The following is a 1,228-nucleotide window of genomic DNA, read 5'->3' as shown; positions in this document are numbered from 1 at the left end:
ACCAACCGGCGCGGCGACATCATGGCGGGGAACAACCTGTGGATGCAGCGGGATGCGGCGGGGAATGCGAACAGCCAGGTGGTGAACACGTCGGGGAATATTGAGACGCAGAATGGGGATATTACGGTTAAGACTGCCAGCCTGTTAAATCAGCGTGATGGATTAACGTCAACCACAACAACAAGTGCGTCGCCAGCGTATGGTTGGGTTGGGCAGGCAACTGTTGACATACCTGTGTCGGTTCTCGGAATCGATACGCTTGTTCGGGATAAATACAGCACTTATACCCATGACGGTTCAGGTACATGTGGGGGAGTTCCCTGTTTCTTGTATGAGGATACCCATTACTATTACAAACCAATTACAGGCTATGAAACACGTAAATATGCACTAAATCAGATAGCGCAGGTTGTAAATGCTGAGGGTGGAAGCGCTCGTATTTCTTCCGGGCGTAACCTGACTATCACTGCCGCAGAGTTGAACAATCAGGCGAGTGCAATCCTGGCGAATAGCAATATTACGCTTGCAGGAAACACGCTGAATAATCAGAGCTATCAGAGCGGAACTTATACAGAATATGCTGTATATAAATATGTAAGCCCCTCATATGGCGGGGGTTCTCCTGGCTCCTACTCTCCAACCCATCGCAATACTTACTACGACAATGACGTAACCTATGTATTAGATGGGCATGTCACAGAAAGTGAAAATGGTGAAACATACCGTGCCGTCATCCAGGCGGGCGGCAACGTCACCGCAAACTTCACCAGCAACATCAGCAACACCAGTACCACCGCCAACGCAGGCGGCGTCAGCAACGTTATCTCCACCCCGTCGCTGAACTCCCTCAGCAACCAGACCATCGGCAGCGGTGTGCAAAAACAGGGGCTGAACGCTGCCGGCAGCGTGGCGGTGACCTCGCCGCAGTGGAACGATCGGCTCCAGGGGGCGCTGCAGCAGCTTAACGGCGGCGGCGCGCTGGAAAACGGCGGCGCGTCCGGCACGCCTCTCAGCAACGTTGCCACCACGCAGAAAGGCGATGCGAACCTCGGCCAGCTGGGCGCACTGGCGAACGCCGGGGTCACCACCGCCGATCTCCGAACCGCGCAGGGCGGTACCGTCGGGCACTATCAGGGCCAGCGCGTCGACACCAGCGCTTACCCGCTGCCGTCGGGCAACAACGGCTATTTTGTCTTCTCCGACAACCCGAAAAGCCCGTACCTGATCG

1 protein-coding gene is annotated in these 1,228 nt (G+C 55.5%); it reads left to right on the top strand.

All coding sequences use genetic code 11. The annotated features are described in order from the left end of the window. Positions 1 to 477 precede the first annotated feature (477 nt). Positions 478 to 1,228: hypothetical protein (locus UR289_RS21810; protein WP_320711584.1), on the top strand; the 751-nt coding region annotated here is incomplete at its 3' end.

It is taken from the genome of Enterobacter sp. 302C9 (assembly GCF_034106085.1).
Lineage (GTDB): Bacteria > Pseudomonadota > Gammaproteobacteria > Enterobacterales > Enterobacteriaceae > Enterobacter > Enterobacter asburiae_B.
Note: the sequence above shows the minus strand (reverse complement) of the source record. Positions and strands in the feature narration are given on the sequence as shown.